Below are 22,639 nucleotides of genomic sequence, written 5' to 3'. Positions count from 1 at the left end.
GCGGAGGATAGGGTGTGTAGATTCAACACATCGTTCACCCATGTCCTGGGACATCATTCCACTCCCGCCACATCACGATTTGGACACCCAGAACCATCTCCTGACACCACCTACATGTCCTGAGACATCCTTCATCAGCGTGGCGTCAGACCATGTCCTAGGACATCGTTCACCCTCAAAATGTGAATATACGCAACAAACAAATCATCACTGCAGTCGTTCACGGATCGATGAACGCCAAAGCCGCAGCACACCACTTCAACGTCTCGGAACGTTGGGTCAAAGAACTCGTCCGACGCTACGCCTTCGATGGGGAAGCCGCCTACGAACCCAGATCCAAACGACCCAAAACATCACCCAACCAAACACCGGAGATCATCAGAAACCGCATCACCGAGCTCCGCGACGAACTCACCAAAAAAGGGCTGGACGCAGGAGCAGAAACCATTCAATCCCACCTCGAAACAGAAGGACTGACCCCACCAGCAAAATCCACCATCCACCGCATCCTGCGCCAGGGCAACCAGGTCACGGACCAACCACAAAAACGCCCCAAATCCTCATTCATACGCTTCGAATCAGCCCTCCCCAACGAAATGTGGCAATCCGATTTCACGCACTGGACCCTAGTCGACGGCAGCGACACAGAGATCCTCGACTTCATCGATGACCACTCCAGATACCTGATCAGCATCCACGCCTACAGGACCGTGACTGGGCGTTTTGTTATCAAACAATTCATAGACGCTTGCGAAAAACATGGCCGGCCCCAATCATCACTGACCGATAACGGGCTGGTGTTCACCACCCGTTTCACAGGAAAAACCAACGGCGACGGGCCTGCGAAGAACCAATTCGAGAAGTTGTTGCAACAGTGGGATATCAAGCAGATCAACGGCTCCCCAAGCCATCCTCAAACCCAGGGGAAAGTCGAACGATTTCACCGCACCCTCAAGCTTTGGCTCAAAGCCCAGCCGCAAGCCACGACGGTAGCTGAACTCAATAAGCAACTGAAGGAATTTCAACAAATCTACAACATGGAACGGCCGCACAAAGGTGCCGGAAGGAAACCACCCAACGTGCGTTACACCGCGTTGCCCAAAGCCGTTCCCAAACCGTTGTCGCACGATGAACCGCGCATCAGAACCGACACGGTAGATAAAGACGGAAAACTCACACTCAGGTACGCAGGACAGCTTCGACACCTCGGTGTGGGGCGCACCTACTCAGGCATTCCGGTTCGCATGATGGTTGAAGATCGGGACGTAACCGTCATCAACAGAAAAACCGGCGAAATCATCAGGTACTTCAAAATTGACCCTTCGAAGGATTACCAAAAAGCAATTTCGAGCCTGAATAGGTGACCGTTAAAAGACTAATGTCTCGGGACATCGTACGTACGATGTCCCGAGACATTACAATGGCGGAGGATAGGGGATTTGAACCCCTGAGGGCGTTAACCCAACACGCGTTCCAGGCGTGCGCCATAGGCCGCTAGGCGAATCCTCCTCAGTTTGCTCCGTGGAGCAGGATCCAGCATATCTAAATTCTCGCTCAATCACGAATCGAGAGTTCTCCCGCCGTTTCCCATGCCGTCACCGAAGGCGTTCTTCCCTGAATCTAGGCGTTTTTAGAGGTTATACCCACCTCGTCACTTCTTCGTTCCACCTCGTCCAGAAGCGCGAATACTGCTATATATGAGCAAAAGAGAGGTATTTCACAGCAGCGATGATCCTCGCCGCCTGCATATCGGTCCACCCGGGCAACGGACTACGCCCGGAGATTTCGGGCTATGGGCAGCGAATCTGGATCAAGACAATCTGTTCACGCAGGTTGCCGCCACAGCGCGCAAGCTCTACGAACTTCCACCTGCAGCCACAACGGACCAGGGCCTGGAAACGCTCAAAGACATAACCCGGCTCCGGAGCATGCTGGACGCCGCAGAAGCAGCAGTGATTGCAGATTCATACGAGCATGCAGTGAAAGCCTCCACCGCCCAGGGAGCGCAAGACCCGCTCATTGAAGCCCCGAATGACGCGCTCCAGGACCAGTCATCGCAGTACTACGGCATCGACCCTTCGGAAGAAACAGTGATTCGTTCATCATTTGTCGCCGAAACCGCCATAGCCTTGCGGTCCACCGAGGCCAATGCGCGCGACCGCTTATTTATCGCAGAAGGCCTGCGCCACCTTTGCCCCGAGACCCTCGAAGAACTAAGCCGAGGTGAGATCACCACCAGGACAGCGCAAGAAATCGTCAAGCAATCCCAGGACCTCGACCCGGAAGACGTGCAGCATATGCAACAAACCTTGCTGCCCATTGCCCGCACGGCTACCGACTCGGCCGTTGCCCACCGCGCGAGAAAGATTCATGAACGCCTTCACCCTCGCCCCATTGAAGAACGCCATAAGAAGAGCGCCGAGGACCGCAAGGTGAGCTATTGGAATGAGCCCAACGGCATGTCGGTCATCCAGCTGTACATGCCGGCCGAAAACACCCTGAGCATCATCAACACCGTGAACTGGCACGCGGCACAGCACAATGATCCCGACGATGAGCGCACCGAGCAGCAACGCCGCTTGGACATCATCTGCGATGCGCTGCTCGATGGCTGGCCCGCGGGAGGCGGTACCCCATTGAAGGCACGGGTCGCGGTGACTATTCCGGCGCTTGAAATGCTGACCGATCCCCAGCGAGCCTTAGCCGATCTGGAAGGCTACGGCCCCATTCCCATCGGGACGGCGTTACGCATTGCCAAAGATGCCCCGTCCTTCATGAAGGTCCTCACGGATCCATGGTCCGGGGCAGTGATTGATGTCGGCCGTGAGAAGTACCGGCCCTCGAAGGCGCTGCGCGACCTGCTGCGCAATCGGGATATCTGCTGCCGCTTCCCCGGGTGCAATCGTCCGGCAGAGACTTCGGAGATCGATCATATTGAGGCCTGGGCCAGCGGCGGACATACCTCGCGCACCAATACGCACTTGCTGTGCAAGCGGCATCAAATGTTCAAGCATGCCTTGGGATGGCAGGCCACTTATCTTCCTGATGGCTCAGTGAACTGGCGTTCGCCACATGGAGTGGTGTGCATTGAGCTTCCCGGAAGCGTCACGAATGTGCAGAACTTCGACTTCGAGAAGGATCAGACGCCGATGCTTCCGACAGTTCAGCTCAACGAGCGGGTGCGCAAGGTCCTGGGATGGTTCGAATCAACGGATGAGGATACCGGTTGAGAGCAAGCGCACGCTCTCCGATTTTTATCCAAGCACCACCCTCGGGTAGTATTTTCGATGACCCCTCGTGTGGTGTCATCCTGTTGAACTCCCCCAGGACCGGAAGGTAGCAAGGGTAGATGGGCTCTGGCAGGTGCATGAGGGGTCTTTACTTTTTCACGCAAGCCGAATGGAGTCCACGTGGGCGCTGGCCGTTTCGCCCCTAGCCCTTCTGGGCCACTCCACCTTGGCAATTTGCGCACGGCAATCCTTGCATGGCTTTTTGCCCGTTCCACGCAACGCGACTTCTTGTTGCGGATCGAAGATCTTGACCGGGTCCGCTCCGGAGCCGAGGCTGCCCAGCTCGCCGAGCTGGAGTCTTTGGGCTTGGAATTCGATGGTCCGCTCTTGCGCCAATCCGAACGCCTGCCGATTTACTTTGACGCCGTAGAACAGCTCAAAAAACGGGATCTTCTCTTCCCTTGCTTCTGCTCGCGCAAGGACATCGCCGAAGCCGCCAGCGCACCGCACGCGGCCCCCGGCGCGTACCCGGGAACCTGCCGGGACTTGAGCCCCGCCGAGCGTGAGGCCAAGGCAAAGGAACGCCCAGCGGCTCTGCGCTTGCGCGCCGAGGTCACCGAGTTTTCGGTTCACGACCAGCTGGCTGGCGACTACATGGGCGTCGTGGATGATTTCGTCCTCATCCGCAATGACGGTGCACCCGCCTACAATTTGGCGGTGGTTGTCGATGACGCGCTGAGCGGAATCGATCAGGTCGTGCGCGCAGATGATTTGCTCTCCTCGGCCCCGCGCCAGGGATATCTTGCAACGCTTTTGGGCTACGACGTTCCGGAGTACGCCCATGTGCCGCTGGCTTTGAATGCCAAGGGCCAGCGCCTGGCCAAGCGCGATGGCGCAGTAACACTCGAAGAGATCACCGAACACGGGGTACATCCAGCCGATGTTGTGGCGATTTTGCTAGAGTCATTGGGCTTGCCCAGCACGAGTTTGCAGGCAGCCCTAGAAGCTTTCGATCCGGTAAACCTGCCGCGTGAACCGTGGATCGTTGAACCAGAGAATATCGTCCAACAGCTGATGCCCGGGGCATCACGCAACCGATAGGGAACCGGTGTGAGTACAGCGCTATATCGCAGGTATCGTCCCGATACGTTTGCCGACGTCATCGGACAAGAACACGTTACTGCTCCCCTGATGACGGCTCTGGAGAAAAACCGCGTTAATCACGCGTACCTCTTCTCCGGTCCGCGCGGTTGCGGTAAGACGACCTCCGCACGAATCCTTGCTCGTTGCCTGAACTGCGAACAGGGCCCGACTCCGGTTCCTTGTGGCACTTGCCCGAGCTGTGTCGAACTGGCCAATGGCGGCCCAGGCTCGCTGGATGTCATCGAGATCGACGCGGCCAGCCACGGTGGCGTAGACGATGCCCGCGACCTGCGCGAGCGGGCAACCTTCGCTCCGACCCGTGACCGCTACAAGATCTTCATCATCGATGAGGCCCACATGGTCACCGCGGCAGGCTTCAACGCCCTGCTGAAGATCGTTGAAGAGCCGCCAGCGCATATCAAGTTCATCTTCGCGACGACGGAACCCGAGAAAGTTATCGGGACCATTCGTTCCCGCACCCATCACTACCCCTTCCGCCTGGTTCCGCCGGAAGCCTTGCTGGCGTACCTGCAGGTTTTGTGCGAACGCGAGAATGTTGCGGTAGCCGAGGGCGTGCTTCCGCTGGTGATCCGCGCCGGTGGCGGTTCGGTCCGAGATACCCTCTCGGTTCTCGACCAGCTGATGGCTGGTGCCCGTGAAGGAACGCTGGATTATGAGACTGCCATCGCGTTGCTGGGCTACACCCATTCGACACTCCTGGATGAGGTGACGCTGTCCCTTCACGAGGCTGACGGCGCTGGGCTCTTTGGCGCCATTGACCGCATTATCCAGACCGGTTTGGATCCGCGGCGCTTTGTCGAAGACATCCTTGAACGCTTCCGCGACCTGATCATCGCCAAGGCCATGCCTGAAGGCCTGGAAAAGATCCTTCGCGGTGTTCCAGAGGACCAGCTGGAGGCCCTGCGCCTGCAGGCAGGCTTGGTCGGCGCGGGCGAGCTATCGCGCTGGGCTGATGTCACCAATAAGGCGCTGAGCGAGATGACCGGCGCGACCTCGCCACGTTTGCATTTGGAGCTGCTCGCGGCCCGTTTGATGCTGCCTGGTTCCGAGAACTCGGTTTCTTCCTTTGCCGCTCGTTTGGATCGCTTGGAACGCCATGCGATGACCGGCGGGGAGTTACCAGCCCTTGACGAGGCGCAGGCCGAAGGCTCCTCGGCTTCGCTGGGCGCTGCGCCGAATCCTGGCGCGGCCCGCCAGGGTGCTGCCGCGGTGCGTGAAGCGTTGGCAGCGGCCAAGGCCCGCCGTGAAGGCATGCCCGCGCCGGCACAAAGCCAGGAAACCACTGCTGAGCAGGTGCAGGCGCCAGTCGAACAGCAGGAAGCTCCGGCTCCGGCCGAAGAGCCAGTCCAGCAAGTTCAGCAGGCCCAGCCGCAGCCGGTTCAGGCACAGCAGCCTGAGCAGCGTCAGCAGGCACCTCAGGCCGAAGCCTCTGAGCAGCCGCAATCTGCCGATGATGACCCCAACGCGCCCTTGGATCCCGATGCGCAGTCCTCGCTGAACACCGGCGAAGCTGCCGACTGGGGTGCAACTTGGGGGCCGAAGGATGACAGCTATTCGGTGACCACCGAGGTGCAGCCTGGTCCAAGTGTTCCTGCTGCCCGCCCTGAGGGTGTTGCGCCGTTCAGCTTGGTGCCGGATCCGTCCAGCGGTGAAGACCTGTCCTTCGGCACCGGGGTCTCCATCGATGATGTGAAGCAGAACCCTGCCATGGCCGAATTCGCTCGCAAGGCTGCAGCGTCCCGTACCCAGCAGCCGGCTAGCCAGGCGCCACAGCAGCAGTCGCCTGCCCAGACTCCTGCCCCGGCGGCCGCTCCAGCTCAGCAGCCTGACCAGGCAGAGCTCGTTGCCCAGCGCCAGGCTGCACAACAGGCACAGGCTCAGCAAGAGCAGGCGCAGCGCGAACAAGCCGAACGCGAAGCCCAGGAACGCGCTGCCCGCGAACAAGCACAGCAACAGCAACAGCAAGCTCAGCCTGCGCAGCCGTCGCAGCAGCCAGGTGCCGGTTCCCCGGTTCAGAAGTTCCAGCAGGCATGGCCAATGATCTTGGAGCAGCTGCAGGGCAATTCCCGCGTGCTGCACTCGATGGTGGCGACCTATGGGTCCGTGGCCGGCTTTGATGGCCGCACGCTCACCTTGGCGTTCAGCAACACCGGGCCCATCGTGAACCTGCGCAATCGTCCGGATTTGATGAACACCTTGACCGGGGTTGTTTCACAAATCGCCGGGTCCCCCATAGAAATAGTGCTCACCGAAGGCGGATCCAACCCGGCTGGCGGTGGTTCCCCAAAAGGTGAGCGCCGGCCACTCCCGGCGCAAACCCCAGCACCAACCAAGTTCACTAAGCCTGTAACTTCTGCTGGGGTAGCTGCGCGTGCCGCCGCGCGCGCACAAGCCGCCGCCCCGGCACCTGCTGCCAGCCCGTTATCCCCGGCTTCTTCGCCTGTGGCACCGCCTCCGGCGGCGCCGCAGTCGCGCGCCGCCGATGGATACGTCAGCTCCTACGATGATGTGCCGCCACCCTATGACGAGCCGTTCATGGATGAGCCGCCATTCCCGGATGACCCGTACTATTCGCCGGAACCGGCAGCGCAGCGCGAGCCGCAGCGCCAGCCTGAAACAGCGCAGCCTCGCGAGACTATCGAGCAGCCAGCCCCGGCGGCCCAGGCCGCCGCGTCTCCCGAACCACGCCAGCCCAGTGCGCCACGCAGTTTTGGCGGCCCACCGGTAGCACCGAAGCCTCGCATGACCGCAGGGCTCAGCGCCCGCCAGGCGGAAGTCGGCACGCCGAATATTCCGCGGCCGGTTTCGAGCACCCCGTTGCACCCGCAGAGCACCACGGATTCGTTCCAGAACCTGGCCGTGCATGACACCGCGGAACCGGAACTGCAAGTCCAGGAACCGGTGGCCCCGCAACCATCGGCGGCTTCGGCACCGGTGGTTGAGCCAGAAGCGCAAGCTCCTGCTCCCGCCGCGCCACAGCAGCAGGTCCAGGCCCCTGCCCGGACTGAGGCTCCAGTCCAACCTGCACCTCCCAAGCCTGCGCCGGCCCCGGAAGCCGCCCCGAGCTGGGGTGCGCCGCAGCAGGAGCAGGCCGCCGCAAGCGAGCCGGCTGCACCAGCTGCCAGCCAGCGCATGAGCCGCTATCAGCAGCTGATGAACCAGGCCAAGAGCTCTCCGAGCGCGCCGGCGCCAACCCAGGCCGCCGGCGGCTGGGGCGGCCCTTCCGCCTCGGCAAGCCCCGTGCAGAACCAGGAACCCGAGGAGTTCGTCCCGAGTGACGACGACATCGAGGTCGAGGATTCGGCGCTTATCGGCGTGCCCGCAGTCGAACGCCTGCTCGGTGGCATGGTCATTGAACAGCGGGATGTGAACGGCAATGTCGTGGAGATCAAACGCAGCTTGTAGCCCGCACCACGGCATGCTGCCGGGGTGAGACACTAGGGTGTAACACGGAAGATTTCCACAGATTTCCAGCAACGCAGAAAGAAGGCGCACGTGTACGAAGGTGCTGTACAGGAATTGATCGACGAGCTCGGTCGCTTGCCTGGCATCGGCCCGAAGTCGGCTCAGCGCATCGCTTTCCACATTCTTGACGCCGACGCCGAGGATATGACGCGCCTGGCCGCGTCCATCCAGCTGGTCAAGGAGAAGGTCAAGTTCTGCGAGATCTGCTTCAACATCTCGGAGCAGGAGATCTGCGCGATCTGCCGCGATGAACGCCGCGACGGAACCAAGATCTGCATCGTCGAGGAATCCAAAGACGTCATGGCCATTGAGCGCACCCGCGCCTTCGGCGGCAAGTACCACGTGCTCGGCGGCTCGATCAATCCGCTGGCCGGCATCGGCCCGGAGCAGCTGCACATTCGCGAACTGGTCACGCGCCTTGCCGATGAATCCATTACCGAATTGATCCTGGCGACCGACCCGAACCTCGAGGGCGAAGCCACCGCCGTTTATCTGGTGCGCGCGCTCGCTCCCCTGGGCATCCGGATCACCCGCTTGGCCTCGGGCCTGCCGGTGGGCGGCGATCTGGAGTACGCGGACGAGGTGACGTTGGCTCGCGCCTTCGAGGGCCGCCGCACCGCCGGTTCCAGCGCGTCGAACGCGCGCCGCCCGGCGCCTGCTTCTGATGATTCCGCTGCATCGCAGAAGCCAGAGGTTCCGGCGGATCAGGCTTCGGACGCTGCGCCCAAGCTCTTCCGGGCCGTTGACCCGGCGAAGACCCCCACAGGCGAGGCCGACGGCCCATCGCATCCAGTGGTTCCCGAGATGGATAACCACCGCAGCCGATAAGCAGTTCCCGAGCGAGCCCCGCACTTTCCTCTTGGCAGGAAGGTGCGGGGTTCGCTGGTTAATACATCGGTGTGCGATGGAACACCTTAGTTGATAGTCGTCAACTATCGTCGTATAGTTGACATCAATCAACCAATCAGGCCCTCTTGACCTGAACCTAGAATTTTTGGAGCTTCAATGACCGCAATCGCACCGGTCGCCAAGCCCAAGATGACACACCGTGAAATCCTCACCGCTCTTACCGGCATCCTCATGGGCATGTTCGTCTCGATCTTGGCCAACACCGTCGTATCCAGTTCCCTGCCAGTGATCGTTTCCGACCTCAACGGCAGCCAGACCTCCTACACCTGGGTGGTCACCGCCACCCTGCTGGCAACCACCATCTCGACCCCAATCTGGGGCAAGCTCGCCGACCTCGGCAACCGCAAGCTGCTGCTGCAGATCTCGCTGGCGATCTTCGTCCTGGCATCCGCCGCAGCCGGTTTCTCGCAGACCACCAGCTTCCTGATCGCCATGCGCGTCATCCAGGGCCTGGCCGGCGGCGGCGTCGGCGCCCTGGCGCAGATCGTCATGGCCGACTTCCTCTCGCCACGCGAACGCGGCAAGTACATGGGCCTGTTCGGCGCTGTCATGGCCGTTGGCACCGTGGGCGGACCATTGATCGGTGGGTTCGTCACCGACACCATCAACTGGCGTTGGAACTTCTTCATCGCACTGCCCTTCGCAATTGCTGCCGTCTTGTTGATCCAGCGCACCTTGCACCTTCCGGCCATCGCTAAGCGCAAGGTCAAGATTGACTACTGGGGCATCGTGCTGCTCTCCGGCGGTGTCTCGCTGCTGCTGATCTGGATGTCGCTGGGCGGCTCCGAATTCGAATGGGCTTCCACCACCAGCCTGCTGATGGTCGTTGGCGCGGTAGTCCTGCTCGCCGCTTTTGTCCTGGTGGAAATCAAGTCCTCTGAACCGCTGCTGAGCATGTCGCTGTTCAAGAACCGCACCTTCACCTTTGCGGTGATCGCTTCGCTGGCAGTTGGCGTGTCGATGTTCGGCACTTCGGTCTTCCTCAGCCAGTACATGATCATGGCTCGTGGCGCTTCAGCCACCATGGCCGGGCTCATGACCTTCCCGCTGATGGGCGGCCTGCTGGTTATTTCAACCATCGGCGGCGCGATCATCTCGCGCACCGGCAAATGGAAGTCCCTCGTCGTTGTCGGTTCGGTGCTGATCGTCGTTGGCCTGTTCCTGCTGGGAACCATCCACTACAACACCAATTACGCGCTGGTCGCTTCGTTCATGTTTATCCTGGGCGCCGGCATGGGCCTGGTCATGCAGAACATGGTGCTGGTCGTGCAGAACTCGGTTGACATCAAGGAACTGGGCGTCGCCTCCTCCTCGGTCAACTTCTTCCGCACCCTGGGCGGCACCGCCGGCACCGCCGGGCTGGGCGCCATCCTGGCAGCCACCATTCCGAATATGATTGCCGACCGCCAAGCAGATCTGATGCAGGCCATCGGATCGCTGGGCGCGAAGGGCCAGGAAGTCGCCCAGGTGCTGTCCTCGGGCAACCTGCCAACCATTTCCACCCTGCCTGAGCCAGTGCGCGTCATCTTCGAATCCATCTACGGTGACGCGGTCCCATCGCTATTCACTTTCGCCGCTCCGCTGTCGCTGATTGTCGTGATCTCCGTCTGCTTGATCCCCAACCAGTCGCTGACCACTCAAACCGCTTCCGAGCGCATGCAGGAAGTCGACGCCGAAGCCGCTCTGGGCGCCAACGGCTTGGCTGCCGGCAATGAGAATGCCGACGCTGAAATCCAGGAGCAGGTTGCCGCCAGCAACCAGGTTCCGGGAGCAGCAACGAAGTCGACCGGCAACTAGGAGAACCCCAGTGGATACCACCAGTGCGGACGCTTCAAACTGCACCAAGGATCGCGCAGACCGCTACTCATTGGCAGAGCAGGAACTGTTCTCGCTGATTGCGGTCACCGCACGGTTCAAGCGCGAGCTCGCCCATCGGCTCAACGGCCAATTGACGCCCGGCTACTTGCCGGTTCTCGGGCTCATCTTGCGCAACGGCCGGATCACCCAATCGGAAATCTGCGAGAAGCTGCTGGTCGACAAGGCCACGCTCTCCCGCATGATCTCCAAGCTCGAACAGCTTGATCTGGTGGTCCGCGAAGTCAACGCGGAAGACCGCAGAGCTTCGGACCTGCTGCCCACCGATTACGCCAAGGAACGCTGGCACAGCGGTTTCGAAGAATGGCGCAAGGAGCTTCGTTCGCGCATGAGCAACTGGGCTGACGATGATCTGGATACGCTGGTGGAACTGCTGGGACGGCTGAATCTGGAAATCCAGGCGATCTAGCCTAAATCAATAGATCGGTGCGATAGGCCGGGCATCACGGGAAAACCGTGATGCCCGGCTATTTTTCTGCCATCAATCAGTCTGCGTTGCTTAGACTTCACGTATGGGAATCAAGAGCAGCAACACCTCAGCCATCGCCAATGCCACCTCGGTGCCCTGGCCGACCTGGAGCACCCAGCTCGACGAAGCCAAGGCCGGCGAAATGACGCATAAGGAAATCGCTGAACTCGCATACTCCCTCATGCCACAGGCCGTGGAGAACCCCGGGTGGTGGGCGCAATCGGTGGCCGTCGCCTATGAGCAGCAAATCGGCCGCCGCCTTCCCGGCCAGGCCCAAGACGGAACCTTCCAAGGATCGGTCAGCACTACCGTTGCTGCGGATCTGGATACGGCCTTGGCACGCTGGGAAGAACAAGTGGACGGCATGGATGTCTTTAATGGCCAAACGTTGGCCGAACCAGCGCGCAGCAGCGGCTCCGAGCGCTGGCGCTACTGGCGGGCCAGCTTCAGCGATGGCACCAAGGCCCAAGTGGATATTGGGCTTAAGGGCGACAAATCCTCGGTTGCCATTAACATTACTAAGGCTGAAACACCTGATCAGGTGTCTGAATGGAAGAGCTTTTGGCGACAAATATTGGCTGAATTCAAGCAATAGCCCACGCTTTTCAACAACAGCCACTAATCTTCCTAGGCAATATGACCAATGTTTACCGTCACAAGTAGGAGAAGTTGGCCTGTAGCTGTCACAATATTTATTTGGTAGATGCCTCGTGTTGTGCCATGCGCCAATAACGAGTCACAGCTTTCAACAAGTGGAGTGAGTGCCCATGGGCCTAATTGTTCAAAAATTTGGCGGTTCGTCAGTTTCAGATGCCGAAGGCATCAAGCGTGTGGCGCGTCGAATTATTGACACCAAGTCTCAGGGCCACGACGTTGTTGTAGTTGTCTCAGCCATGGGCGACACCACCGATGACCTGCTGGACCTGGCAGGCCAGCTCACCGACGATGCACCTGCACGCGAAATGGACATGCTGCTCTCCGCGGGCGAACGCATCTCGATGTCTCTGCTCGCCATGGCCATCAATCAGTTTGGTGAGCAAGCTGCTTCCTTCACTGGGTCTCAGGCCGGCCTGATCACCGACTCCACGCACGGCAAAGCGCGCATCATGGAGGTTTCCCCCCAGCGTGTACGTCGCGCCATCGACCGCGGCTTCATCGCGATCGTTGCCGGCTTCCAGGGCATGAGCAAGGAATCCAACAACATCACCACCATGGGCCGTGGTGGCTCGGACACTACCGCGGTGGCATTGGCCGCCGCACTGGGCGCCGATGTCTGCGAAATCTACACCGACGTGGACGGCGTCTACACCGCTGACCCGCGCGTTGTTGCTTCGGCCAAGAAGATCGAGAAGATCACCAGCGAAGAAATGCTGGAAATGGCCGCCAGCGGATCCAAGATCCTGCACTTGCGCTGCGTGGAATACGCGCGCCGCTTCGGCGTGCCACTGCATGTGCGCTCTTCATTCAGCACTCACGAGGGCACCTGGGTGCTCCCGAACCCCGACGACAAAATCAAAATTCAAGAGGGAGAACCCTTGGAACAGCCAATCATCTCAGGTGTCGCCCACGACCACTCCGAAGCCAAGGTCACCGTCATCGGCGTGCCGGACATCCCTGGCAAGGCAGCCCAGATCTTCGGCGTGATCGCCGCGGCCCAGGCCAATATCGACATGATCGTCCAGAACATCTCGACCCGTGGTTCGGGCAAGACCGACATCTCCTTCACCCTGCCCATGACCGAAACCAAGAACGTGCTCGGCGCGCTGACCACCGCCCAGGGCGAGATCGGCTTCGAGGATATCGAGCACAATGACGAGGTCGGCAAGCTGTCGCTGATCGGTGCGGGCATGCGCTCGAACCCAGGCGTTTCCTTCACCTTCTTCGAAGCCCTGCACAACGCCGGGGTGAACGTGGACATGATCTCCACCTCCGAGATCCGCATCTCCGTGGTCACCGACGCCGACAAGCTCAATGACGCGGTTCGCGCCATCCACACCGCATTCGATTTGGACACCGATGTGGAAGCCACCGTCTACGGCGGCACCGGACGCTAGGCGCACAGCCCCGCTACAGATCATGCCTGCGGCACTGGATTTTCCAGCGCCGTAGGCATGACCTTTTTCTGCCGGCTTCCTACTATTTCACCGGCTCCAGGGTCTTGGAGTAGACCGTCTCGCCCAGCCCGTTGCGCAGGCTGACGGTAAACATGTCTTGATCATCAAGATCCACATGTCCAAAGAACTGGCTCTTGCCATCACGCGGCGACTGGTTTGCGACCGTACCAGCCAAAGCGAATTCCACCTTGGGACCGAAGGTCCCATCCATCTGGTTCGGACCAAATGATCCGGCATTGACCGGGCCTGCCACGAATTCCCAGAACTCGTTGAAGTCGCTGAAAGCGGCTCGCTCTGGCGAGTAGTGGTGGGCGGCGCAGTAGTGCACATCAGCAGTCAGGAAGACGACGTTCTTGATTCCCTTGTCCTTGATGGCCTTGAGCAGCCGTGCCAGTTCCAGTTCGCGGCCCAGCGGCGCACCGTGATCTGCATTGGCAATGGATTCCTGCGCCTTGCCATCGGGTACGATGATGCCCAAAGGCAGGTCGTTGAGGATGACTTTCCAGGTGGCCTTCGAAGCAGCCAATCCGTCGACCAGCCAGTTCAGCTGCTCTTCGCCGAGGATCGCGGTTTCCCTGCTTTCCTTGCCGTCGGTGTTTTCGGACTTGTAGGTACGCATATCCAAAGCGAAAAGATCCAAGGCTGGTCCCCGGGAAATCTTTCGGTAGATTCGAGCTGCTTCGAATCCGGTGCCGCCGCTCATGGCCCGCGGGTCAGCGATCGGCTGGTATTCCTGCCAGGCCTGGCGTCCACGGGCCGCGAGGGTATTGATGTCGCGCACGGTGTAGCGCTCATCGGTGATGGTCTCGCCCGGCCACCAGTTGTTGTGGGTTTCGTGGTCATCCCATTGGGCAATGACCGGAACCTCGGCGTACATGGCGCGGACGTTGGCGTCCATCATGTTGTAGCGGTGGCGTCCGCGGTACTCGTCCAGGGTTTCGGCGACCTTGGAGACTTCCTCGGTCACCAGGTTGCGCCAGATCTGGCCATCCGCTTCCTCAACCTCGGCAAGGATCGGGCCGTCGGCGTAGATCGTGTCGCCACTGTGCACGAAGAAGTCGGGCTTGGCGGCGTGCATCGCGGCGTAGGCGCGCATGCCGCCGATCTCCTCATTGATGCCCCAGCCCTGGCCTGCGGTGTCGCCGGACCACACGAAGCTCTGGGCGCGGGCGGCCTCATGGTTGCGGCGCCCGGTTCCCGAAGGCGCGGTGCTGAACCAGCCCTGCTGGGTTTCGCCAACGGTTCCGTTCTCATCCTCGAAGCCGATGCTGACCGAGAAGCGTGTTCCCGCTGGCAGGTGGGCGGCGCTGATTTTTGCGGTGAAGTCGCTGGCCTCGGTGGCTTGGGCACCGCGCAGGGTGCGGACGAAGGATCCTCGCCCGCGGATGATTTGGCCGGCTTCATCCACGGCGCGCAGCTGCGCGCGAAGGCGGCCTTCGCCTGAACTGCGGGCCCAGAGCACCGCACTGTTGGTGGAAACATCTCCCATGGAGAAGCCGCTGGTCAGTCCCAAGCGTGATCGGACCAGGCGTGGGCTGCTGGAGGCCAAAGCGGCACCGGTAGGGCCAACAAGGCCGAGGGCTCCAGCGCCCAAGGCTCCGGTGAGCAGGTTTCGACGCGAAATATTAGTCATGTCTCCCACTGTGGTGCCTGAGCTTAGCCAGCTTATGGCACCGAGATGAACATGAAGAAAAACCTCGCGGACTCGGTTGCCCAGCATTCCGTCTAGCTGCTGGCATGCTGGTTCAATGAGCGATGAACGAGTCATCTCCGGCCCGCCTCCCGCCGGCTTCCCGATCCCGGAAGCGGTGCGCTTAGCGGCCGGCACCGAAGCCATCGAGGGCGTGTGGCTCAACGCCCTGGGCGGGGCGACGTTCCGCATCGGGCAAGGAGCCGATACCCGCTACGCCAAATGGTCGCCGGGCCCGATAATCCACCCGGAGATCGATCTTCGATCCGAGGCCCATCGCCTGCGGTGGGCCGGAAGCTACATCCTCGTCCCTGAGGTGTTGTCCTTCCAGGAGCACCCCGAAGGCCAGTTGCTGCTCACCGCGGCATTGCCGGGATTCAGCGCTGTGAGCGATCGGAGCAAGAACGACCAGGAGCGTTCAGCTTATGCCGTCGGCCAGGGACTGAGGCAGCTGCATGATTCGCTGCCGGCAGGGTCATGCCCGTTCAGCTGGGACCTCTCCTCCCGCATCGCTTCCCTTCCCATCAGCCAGCAATCCGCATTGCTCGCCGATGCTCCGCCGATAGATGCGGTGGTGTGCCACGGCGATGCTTGCCTGCCCAATACGCAACTGGATGCGAACGGCGACTTCTTCGCCCACGTTGACCTGGGAAAGTTGGGGGTCGCGGACCGGTGGGCTGATCTTGCCATCGCCGCCTGGAGCACCGAATGGAACTATGGTCCCGGCTATGAGCAATGCGTATATGCCGGTTACGGAATGGATCCTGACGAGGAAAGGATCGCCTTCTACCGGCGCATCTGGGATGCCACCTGACAGTGGTTTCTAGCGTGCCACGTACCGGTGTTCCGGGCGGCCACGTGTACCGTATCCCAGCTGAAGTTCCAACGATTCGTTGGCCACCAGAGCTGCCAGGTAGCGTTGCGCCGTTGCCCGGGCGACACCCACGGCTTCTGCCACCTCCGCCACGCTCATCGGTTCCGAAGCTTCCTTCACGCAGCTGAGCACTGCCTGCTCGGTGGGAGCGGCACCGACCGCCGGAGCCGCTTCTTCGCCACCCTGCAGGGCCCGGAAGAGCCGGTCGACTCCCTGCTGGTTGAACTCCGTCACCCCGGTCAGCTGCCGCCGATACCGCGCCCAGCCCTTGAGCTTGGCGCTGAGCGTTTTGGCGTCAAAAGGCTTGATGATAAACGCCAGCGCCCCATGGCGGATGGCATTGGCGATATTCTTCGGCTCGGTGGCCGCCGAGATCATAATGGCGTCCACATCCAATTCACGCAGCAGCTCAATGCCGCTGACGTGCGGCAGGTACAGGTCCAAGAGCAGCAGATCGGGCTTGAGCGTGCTCACGAGCTTGGGCACCATGCGCGGATCCTGTACTGGCTCCAAAGCTTGGAAGCCCGGAATGGAGTTGACCATCTCTGCATGGAGGGCGCCAACACGAAAGTCATCGTCGACGATCATGACCTGGTAGTTTCCGGTAGCGGTCTCGCTCACGGCTTTGCTCCTTCGATCTCGTTGTTCTCGGGTGCGGTTGGTTCAACCAGCACCGCTGGCAGCCGGGCGGCAAAAACTGCGCCATCGCCGCCGCTGCCCGGATCAGCAATCCAGACATCTCCGCTGCGTGCCTGCGCCAGCCGCTTGATCAGCGGCAATCCCACTCCCCGGCCGTGTTCATTGCCCAGATGGGAACCAGTACTGACATCACGCGCGAAAATATCTTCGCTGGTGGTGATGCCCGGGCCGGAATCCGCCACAGCAAGGTGCAAAGTGGTCGCTTCGGAGAGCAAGTCTATTTCCACCCAGGGTTTCCCCTCGCCCCGCAAGGCAGCGGTGAAGGCATTGTCCAGCAGGTTGCCCAGCACCGCGGTGGCGTCTTGGGCATCGTGGGCCGAGGCGATCTGGCCGAAGAGCATCGACTGGCTCGACACCCGCAGTTCGATGCCCTGCTCATGGGCGCGGACGGCCTTGGCGGAGATGAACGCCGAAAGATAGGCATCCTGGATCGCTTCCAGCCCAGGCACCTGCGCGATCTTCGGCCCGGCTTCCATCACCTCGCGCAAGTAGGCTTCGGCCTGCTCGATCTTGCCCAGATCTATCAATCCAAGGACCGCGTGCATGCGGTTGGCGAACTCGTGGCGCTGGGCGCGCAGCGCGTCGGCCATATCCTGGACGGCATCCAGCTTGGTGCCCAAAGCCTCGATGGTGGTGACGTCGTGGAGCAGGACCACCTGCCCCAGATCAACCCCGTCGCGGTTCACTTCATTCACGCGGGCAATCAGCGAATTCCCGTTCGCTTCCAAGCGCACCGGGGCCGGATCGCGTTCCTTGATGGCCTTGACCAGCCGCTGGTCGAGTCCCGCGGATTCAAAATGACGGCCAACGACGTCCTGCAGCTCGGTGCGGTGCGGCAGGCCCAGAAGTTGCCGGGCTGCCTTGTTCCGCACGGTGATCCGCCGGTCAGCGCCAATGCCCATCACCCCTTCGGTGACGCCATAGAGCACGGCTTGCTGATCGCGCACCAGCTGCGCGATTTCGGTGGGCTCAAGCCCGAGGGTCTGGCGCTTGAGCCGGCGCACGGTCACCCGCCCGGCCACCGTGGCCAGCCCGGCGGCCAGGAGCGCGAAAAGCACGATCCAGCTGAAGGATTGCAGCAGCGCCCCGGTCAGCGACTGGGTGGTTACGCCCACCGACACTTCGCCGATGATCTGCCCGGATTCGCCGCGGATCGGGACCTTCGCGCGGACCGATTCGCCCAGGGTGCCATGTTCCCGGGAGACCGCCTCGATGCCGTCCAGGGCTACCGGGTCGGTGGACACCATCTGGCCGATTTCCGCGGGGTTCGGGTGGCTCAGCCGCAGCCCGCGGTCTTCGGTGATCACCACGAAGTACGCCTGTTTTTGTTCCAGAATGGCGTTGGCCAGCTGCTGGAGCTTTCCGTTGGAGAGCTCTTTTTCGTCGAGGTCTTCGATGGCCGCGTAGCGTGTGACTTCTTCGATGACGTCCGGGAGCACGGCGACGGATCGGGCGATGGTCAGCGAGGTGTCTTCGGCCCGCGAATAGACGCGGTCATAGCTGGCATAGAGCGTTCCTGCGGTGACCAGCACGATCAAGATGCCGATGACGAGGAACTGCAAGCGCATGATGCGCGACGCGAAATGCCTCGAGCGCGGGCCGGAACGGAACATGCCACCCAGCATAGACGCACTCATCGGACAACGCGATTTTAATGAGCAAAAAGATGGCAAAGAACTTAAGCGTTCAATAATCAGCACAAGGCGCGCAACGTGAGCCCCGCCACGTACCTTGAATGGGTGCCCTGAAGCAATTGGGTGACACAACGACGTACACTCACCGAAATGGAGGTCGGGGCAATGCTAGTTGCACTCGGATTCCTCATGGTCGCCACCTTTATGGCGCTGATCATGACCAAACGCATGACGCCACTCCTGGCATTGATTCTCGTCCCAACCATCTTCGGGCTGTTCACCGGCGCAGGCTTCGGACTGGGCGACATGATCATGGACGCCATCAAGGACATGTCCGGCACCGCAGCCCTGCTGATGTTCGCCATCATGTACTTCGGCATCATGATCGATGTCGGACTCTTCGACCGCCTGGTCGCCGGCATTCAAAAGCTTGTGGGCAACGACCCCGCCAAGGTTGTTCTGGGCACCTCGCTGCTCACCGCAGTGATCTCGCTGGACGGCGATGGTTCGACCACCTTCATCGTGGTCACCGCAGCCCTGCTGCCGATCTACCAGCGCCTGGGCATGAGCCCAGTGGTGCTGACCTGCGTGGCCGGCTTGACCAACGGCACGCTGAACATCGTCCCTTGGGGCGGTCCGACCGCTCGCGCCGCTGCGGCGCTGCACGTCGATGCCGCAGACGTCTTTGTTCCAATGCTCCCTTCACTGGGTATCGCACTGGTAGTCATCGGCCTGTTCGCATGGCAGCTGGGCGTTTCCGAACGCCGCCGCCTGCAGCGTGAGCGCCCGGAACTGTGGGGCACCGAAATGGGCGGCGGCAACATCACCTCCCCAACCGGCGGCGCTTCGCCAGCTGGCGCATCGCCAAAGGGCGGCAACCTGGCCGTGCTGGAAGCTGTGGCTCGCAAGGGCGACGGCACCGAGGCAGCCACCATGGATGGCACCGTGCTGGATCCGAACCGCGAAACCCTGCGTCCAAAGACTTTCTACTTCAACCTGGTCCTCACCGTAGCCATCATGGTGCTGCTGGTTGTCGACGTTCTGCCGCTGTCCTACCTGTTCATGGTCGGTACCGCCATTGCCCTGGTCGTGAACTTCCCGAAGGTCTCCGACCAGGTGAAGATGATCGCAGGCCACTCCAGCGAAATCATCGCCGTGGTCTCCATGGTTCTCGGCGCGGCAGTGCTGACCGGCGTGCTCTCGGGCACCGGCATGGTTGATGCGATGAGCCAGTGGCTGGTCGCCATCATCCCTGACTCGCTTGGCCCATTCATGGCAGTGATCACCGGTTTGATCTCCATCCCGGCCACCTTCCTGATGAGCAATGACGCCTTCTACTTCGGCATCCTGCCAGTGCTCACCGAGGCCGGCGCGCACTTCGGAGTTCCTGCCGTGGATATGGCTCGCGCTTCGATCACCGGCCAGCCGGTGCACATGCAGTCTCCGCTCGTTCCGGCCATCTTGCTGCTGGTTTCGCTCTCCCGCGTGGACCTGGGCGATCATCACAAGAAGGTTCTGTGGCGTGCGTTAGTGGTATCCCTGGTCATGCTCGCCTCGGGCGTGCTGCTGGGCGCAATCCACATGGGCTAAGGCCCAAAGGCCTAACGGTCTGTCGTCAGCCGCACCCCGCTGGTCTCGCTTCCGAGACCAGCGGGGTGCGGCGTTTAAGCAGATGGCTGTCGGACTTTGCCGTGCGCCATCGCGCGCAGCGCCCGTCCAGCGGCAGCGCTACCCAGGGATGCTTCCGGTAGCCCACGCGGGAAGGGCTCGTTTGCTCTTGGGCCCTTCGCAGCAGTTCATCGAGCAGGCGCCGCTGCCCGGCCCCAGCGGCCTACTGCCGGAAATAACCTGCGATTCCACTTGTTCTCCACGGACCTGCGCCGCCCGTTCGATGGCGAGATCCACTAAGCCGCTGGCAAAAATCGGCGAGACGCCAAGGCTTTCAGCTCGCAGAAACGTGAGCCCCTCCTCGCGCGCCGTTTGGGCCGCCTCGGTATCCAGATCGTATTTGACCTCCATATGGTCTGATACGAACCCGAGCGGAACTGCTAGCACCGCCTCAACCCCGGAGCGCGATAGCTCTCGCAAGCGGTCGTTGATATCGGGTTCCAGCCATGGCGTGGCCGGGGACCCTGACCTAGAGCAGTACACAAGCTCCGCGTCCAGCTGTTCCGATTCATTCAGCTGGCCACTGATCCACGCAATCAGCTCCTCGTGCTGCTCTGCGTATCCTGGCGTGAATCGCTGTGAAGATTCCTGCATGGAAGTTGGAATCGAGTGGGTAACGTAGAGGATTTTGTGGCGCTTCCCATCGAGGCTTCCTGCCCTCATCGCAAGTTCGGCAAGGCCACGGCGCACGCAGTCCAATTGGGCTTTCGCGAATCCCGGATGGTTGTAGTACTGCCTGATCTTGTCGAATTCCACCGATAACCCTTCGGCGTCTAAAGTGGACACGGCAGCGGCGAAGTCTTCCCTATACTGCCGGCAAGAGGAATATGAGGAATATGCCGAGGTGTCGATGGCCAAGTACTTGCGAGCGCCATGCTCCCGCGCTTGCTTGCGGACCACGTCGGTCAGATACGGGTGCCAGTTGCGGTTTCCCCATAGCAGGGGCACTGCGATCCCCCGGGATTCGAACTCACGCTGAAGTGCTCTCAACAATCTCTGGTTCTGCTCGTTGATCGGCGACTTGCCTCCGAACATGTAGTAATGTTCTCCGACCTCTTCCAATCTCTCGTCCGGAATCCCCCTTCCGCGAGTGACATTTTGCAGAAATGGAAGAACGTCTGCAGGCTTCTCGGGCCCTCCGAAGGACATAAGAACTACCGCGTCGAAGGGAGCCAGCGGATCACTATTTGTCGTTTTCATCTACTGCTTTCCTATCGAACCACTGCTGCGCCGGCAGATTCCCCGCAGGGACCAACCGCCAACAGCATCATGAGATATATAGCTTAGCAACTAGTTAGCTAAACTACATAAATCATTTCCTTAAGGAAACAGCACACGGCACTTTCACTGGAAATCACCGTCCCGGTGCAGCCAGTCTTCCGCTCAAATTGCCATCGACTCTTCTCTGATAACGCCTAGCTTGCGCCCAAGCTATGGGCCAATTCAGCTTCGATGCGCTCGTTGCGGAAGACATGGCCCGCGTCGAGCAGCTTGCGAGGAATAACCCACTGGTCTGCCAGGGCAAGCAACCGGGCACCCTCGGACCCAAGCAGGACTTTGGGCGCGGCCTCCGGAACTGGAATAAAAGCCGGGCGCTTGAGCGCATGTGCCAGCGCGTTGGTGAATTCAGCGTTGCTCGCCATATGCGGTGCCACGGCATTGACTGGACCAGACAATTGGCCATCCCACAGAGCCCGAAGGTAGATATCCAGCAGATCATCTAGTCCAATCCACGACAAACGCTGCTGTCCGCTGCCCACCTTTCCCCCGACACCGGCGGCGAAAAGAGGACGCAGCACCGCCAGCATGCCGCCTTTGGGCGTGAGCACGACGCCGGTTCTGATTTGGACGCTGCGAAGATCGGGCCCCGCTGCGCGCGCCGCCTCTTCCCAGCTCTGGACCACTTCAACAAGAAAGTCGCTGGCTTGGGCTGGCGGGTCATTGGACTCTTCGACGGCCTCTGGACCGGTGCTGGCTCCATAGATTCCTATCGCCGAAGCGCTGACAAATGTGGATACCCCGGATCGCGACGCGAGCAGAGCCAAGGAGCGTGTTGGCCCGATGCGACTCTTGAGCACGGCCTGCCGGTGCTCTTGGGTGAACCGGCCGAAAATGCTGGCTCCAGCCAGATGGATGACGGCATCGCATCCCTCCAGCAGATCCTCCGCCGGATTATCCGGATCCCAGCGGCGCTCATCTGGCGATGCCGGCGCACGTCTCACCAGCTTGATGACGCGATGGCCACCTGTGGACAAGAAGGCGCACAACGCCTCGCCAACCAGGCCGCTGGATCCAGTCACGGCAATTACCTGAGGAGCCAGCCCGGCTTCAGCCGCGCTGCGGTGGGCGGCAAAATCCGCTGCCAATTGCCGATGGCGATAAGCGAGCATCTGCTCGATCCGGCGCCGCGGCACATTCGATTCGATGCGGTCGCTGACCGTAGTCGCACCTGTTCCTGCAGGCTCAAAAAGGTGCTCATGCTTCCACTTAATCGGCCGGGTCGGCAAGCCGCGAAGGCCTTCGGGCTCCAGCTGGTCGACAAAGCGGCGATTTTCGGAGAACTCGAGGGGCTGGTGTTTCGCAATCCACCTCAAACCTCCGGGAATTCCCAACACGGCAGTCCCATCCTCAAGTGACGCCGCCTCGCGAAGGGGTTTCAGAGGCAGCCAAGGGGGAAGAAGGCGGACAATGGCACCTGGCCGGGAGAACCAATCGAAGACAGAGGAAGGATCTGCCGGCAGTTGGCTGGAACGTTCAATGATCATGCGCTCATCATAGGATTCATTTTCCGGCCTGACCCAGCACAGGCCTCGGCAGCACGGGATACTCCCAGCTTTCCTCCGGGCCG

Annotated in this window: 15 protein-coding genes, 1 tRNA gene, 1 other RNA gene and 1 pseudogene; 12 read left to right on the top strand and 6 right to left on the bottom strand. The window is 61.0% G+C overall.

Going from position 1 to position 22,639, the window contains the following annotated elements; all coding sequences use genetic code 11:
* The first annotated feature begins 182 nt into the window (after positions 1-182).
* The gene (locus D3791_RS09985) at positions 183-1,364 is read left to right on the top strand and encodes an IS481 family transposase (protein WP_281350584.1); all 1,182 of its coding nucleotides are present in this window, start codon (positions 183-185) and stop codon (positions 1,362-1,364) included.
* Positions 1,365-1,421: 57 nt separating this feature from the next.
* Here the strand turns inward: D3791_RS09985 and D3791_RS09980 are convergent.
* Positions 1,422-1,509, bottom strand: a tRNA-Ser gene (locus D3791_RS09980).
* Positions 1,510-1,697: 188 nt separating this feature from the next.
* Here D3791_RS09980 and D3791_RS09975 point away from each other — a divergent pair.
* From D3791_RS09975 to D3791_RS09935, 9 genes and pseudogenes are all read left to right on the top strand, one after another.
* A complete protein-coding gene (locus D3791_RS09975; protein WP_172512073.1) occupies positions 1,698-3,230 on the top strand; it encodes an HNH endonuclease signature motif containing protein in 1,533 nt (510 codons plus the stop codon).
* A gap of 56 nt (positions 3,231-3,286) precedes the next feature.
* Positions 3,287-3,383, top strand: an RNA gene (ffs, locus tag D3791_RS09970) — signal recognition particle sRNA small type.
* A gap of 27 nt (positions 3,384-3,410) precedes the next feature.
* Positions 3,411-4,331 carry a tRNA glutamyl-Q(34) synthetase GluQRS gene (gene gluQRS / locus D3791_RS09965; protein WP_172512072.1) on the top strand — a complete coding sequence of 307 codons (921 nt, stop codon included), beginning with the start codon at positions 3,411-3,413 and terminating at the stop codon, positions 4,329-4,331.
* A gap of 9 nt (positions 4,332-4,340) precedes the next feature.
* Complete coding sequence (locus D3791_RS09960) at positions 4,341-7,799, top strand: DNA polymerase III subunit gamma and tau (protein ID WP_172512071.1); 3,459 nt, start codon at positions 4,341-4,343, stop codon at positions 7,797-7,799.
* A gap of 90 nt (positions 7,800-7,889) precedes the next feature.
* Positions 7,890-8,480: pseudogene (recR, locus tag D3791_RS09955) on the top strand (recombination mediator RecR); the annotation flags it as partial.
* Positions 8,481-8,864: 384 nt separating this feature from the next.
* Positions 8,865-10,565 (top strand): DHA2 family efflux MFS transporter permease subunit, encoded by a 1,701-nt coding sequence (locus tag D3791_RS09950; RefSeq protein ID WP_172512070.1) that lies wholly within the window; start codon positions 8,865-8,867, stop codon positions 10,563-10,565.
* Positions 10,566-10,575: 10 nt separating this feature from the next.
* Positions 10,576-11,052 (top strand): MarR family winged helix-turn-helix transcriptional regulator, encoded by a 477-nt coding sequence (locus D3791_RS09945; protein ID WP_022875439.1) that lies wholly within the window; start codon positions 10,576-10,578, stop codon positions 11,050-11,052.
* 103 nt (positions 11,053-11,155) lie between these two features.
* A complete protein-coding gene (locus D3791_RS09940) occupies positions 11,156-11,707 on the top strand; it encodes a hypothetical protein (protein WP_172512069.1) in 552 nt (183 codons plus the stop codon).
* Between the two features lie 172 nt (positions 11,708-11,879).
* Positions 11,880-13,166: an aspartate kinase gene (locus D3791_RS09935; RefSeq protein WP_022875437.1), complete on the top strand. Its 1,287-nt coding sequence runs from the start codon at positions 11,880-11,882 to the stop codon at positions 13,164-13,166.
* A gap of 82 nt (positions 13,167-13,248) precedes the next feature.
* Here D3791_RS09935 and D3791_RS09930 read toward each other — a convergent pair whose 3' ends face one another.
* Complete coding sequence (locus D3791_RS09930) at positions 13,249-14,859, bottom strand: alkaline phosphatase D family protein (protein WP_172512068.1); 1,611 nt, start codon at positions 14,857-14,859, stop codon at positions 13,249-13,251.
* A gap of 115 nt (positions 14,860-14,974) precedes the next feature.
* Here D3791_RS09930 and D3791_RS09925 point away from each other — a divergent pair, with 115 nt between their 5' ends.
* The gene (locus tag D3791_RS09925; protein ID WP_172512067.1) at positions 14,975-15,730 is read left to right on the top strand and encodes an aminoglycoside 3'-phosphotransferase; all 756 of its coding nucleotides are present in this window, start codon (positions 14,975-14,977) and stop codon (positions 15,728-15,730) included.
* A 9-nt stretch (positions 15,731-15,739) separates the two neighbouring features.
* Here the strand turns inward: D3791_RS09925 and D3791_RS09920 are convergent, their stop codons facing one another.
* Both D3791_RS09920 and D3791_RS09915 read right to left on the bottom strand, forming a co-directional pair.
* Positions 15,740-16,411, bottom strand: a complete 672-nt coding sequence (locus D3791_RS09920) for a response regulator (RefSeq protein ID WP_172512066.1) — start codon at positions 16,409-16,411, stop codon at positions 15,740-15,742.
* Positions 16,408-18,126 (bottom strand): sensor histidine kinase, encoded by a 1,719-nt coding sequence (locus D3791_RS09915; RefSeq protein ID WP_246241991.1) that lies wholly within the window; start codon positions 18,124-18,126, stop codon positions 16,408-16,410. The genes D3791_RS09920 and D3791_RS09915 overlap by 4 nt, the downstream gene beginning before the upstream one ends.
* Before the next feature lie 162 nt (positions 18,127-18,288).
* On the opposite strand from D3791_RS09915, the gene D3791_RS09910 reads away from it, so the two are divergent.
* Positions 18,289-19,713 (top strand): CitMHS family transporter, encoded by a 1,425-nt coding sequence (locus tag D3791_RS09910; protein ID WP_022875432.1) that lies wholly within the window; start codon positions 18,289-18,291, stop codon positions 19,711-19,713.
* 138 nt (positions 19,714-19,851) lie between these two features.
* On the opposite strand, the gene D3791_RS09905 is transcribed toward D3791_RS09910, so the two are convergent.
* Both D3791_RS09905 and D3791_RS09900 read right to left on the bottom strand, forming a co-directional pair.
* Positions 19,852-20,991, bottom strand: coding sequence for a ferrochelatase (locus D3791_RS09905; protein WP_172512065.1), 1,140 nt, complete (start codon positions 20,989-20,991; stop codon positions 19,852-19,854).
* A gap of 215 nt (positions 20,992-21,206) precedes the next feature.
* A complete protein-coding gene (locus D3791_RS09900; RefSeq protein WP_172512064.1) occupies positions 21,207-22,556 on the bottom strand; it encodes a TIGR01777 family oxidoreductase in 1,350 nt (449 codons plus the stop codon).
* Between the last annotated feature and the right edge of the window lie 83 nt (positions 22,557-22,639).

The sequence above is a fragment of the Glutamicibacter mishrai genome, assembly GCF_012221945.1.
Taxonomy (GTDB): domain Bacteria; phylum Actinomycetota; class Actinomycetes; order Actinomycetales; family Micrococcaceae; genus Glutamicibacter; species Glutamicibacter mishrai.
This window is presented reverse-complemented; position numbering and strand designations above follow the sequence as displayed.

What these genes read in the sequence shown, in the direction of transcription:
- D3791_RS09975 (WP_172512073.1), top strand. Translation starts at nt 1,698, where the DNA reads ATGAGCAAAAGAGAGGTATTTCACAGCAGCGATGATCCTCGCCGCCTG.
- D3791_RS09950 (WP_172512070.1), top strand. Translation starts at nt 8,865, where the DNA reads ATGACCGCAATCGCACCGGTCGCCAAGCCCAAGATGACACACCGTGAA.
- D3791_RS09940 (WP_172512069.1), top strand. Translation starts at nt 11,156, where the DNA reads ATGGGAATCAAGAGCAGCAACACCTCAGCCATCGCCAATGCCACCTCG.
- D3791_RS09935 (WP_022875437.1), top strand. Translation starts at nt 11,880, where the DNA reads ATGGGCCTAATTGTTCAAAAATTTGGCGGTTCGTCAGTTTCAGATGCC.
- D3791_RS09930 (WP_172512068.1), bottom strand. Translation starts at nt 14,859, where the DNA reads ATGACTAATATTTCGCGTCGAAACCTGCTCACCGGAGCCTTGGGCGCT.
- D3791_RS09925 (WP_172512067.1), top strand. Translation starts at nt 14,975, where the DNA reads ATGAGCGATGAACGAGTCATCTCCGGCCCGCCTCCCGCCGGCTTCCCG.
- D3791_RS09915 (WP_246241991.1), bottom strand. Translation starts at nt 18,126, where the DNA reads ATGAGTGCGTCTATGCTGGGTGGCATGTTCCGTTCCGGCCCGCGCTCG.
- D3791_RS09910 (WP_022875432.1), top strand. Translation starts at nt 18,289, where the DNA reads ATGCTAGTTGCACTCGGATTCCTCATGGTCGCCACCTTTATGGCGCTG.
- D3791_RS09905 (WP_172512065.1), bottom strand. Translation starts at nt 20,991, where the DNA reads ATGAAAACGACAAATAGTGATCCGCTGGCTCCCTTCGACGCGGTAGTT.
- D3791_RS09900 (WP_172512064.1), bottom strand. Translation starts at nt 22,556, where the DNA reads ATGATCATTGAACGTTCCAGCCAACTGCCGGCAGATCCTTCCTCTGTC.